The sequence below is a fragment of the Niveispirillum fermenti genome (genome assembly GCF_048066175.1).
GTDB classification, from domain to species: Bacteria; Pseudomonadota; Alphaproteobacteria; order Azospirillales; family Azospirillaceae; genus Niveispirillum; species Niveispirillum fermenti.
The window spans coordinates 1-251 of record NZ_JBLTXA010000156.1 but is presented as its reverse complement, the minus strand read 5'-3'; the positions used below and the strand labels follow the sequence as shown (position 1 = coordinate 251).

Below are 251 nucleotides of genomic sequence, written 5' to 3'. Positions count from 1 at the left end.
TCAAATTGTTTTTGCTGTTCCGGTGATAAAGCCGCTTTTACCTCAACAATATTTACTTCACCTTCGCCATTGATAAAATCATTGATAGATTTACCAATATTTTTTAATGCGTTATCCAGTGCTAAAGCCATTTCTTTGTTTGCATCGGCATCATTTATACCCGGAAAAATGATTGGCATAGGAACAGGGCCTGCTGGGGTCATAACAAATGCTACTGCATTATTCTCAACCGCATTCTTCCCTGCCTGCGC

1 protein-coding gene is annotated in these 251 nt (G+C 39.8%); it reads right to left on the bottom strand.

The features are described from left to right. On the bottom strand, window positions 1-251 hold a 251-nt coding region (locus ACM9LZ_RS26130), incomplete at both ends, for a hypothetical protein (RefSeq protein WP_416622420.1).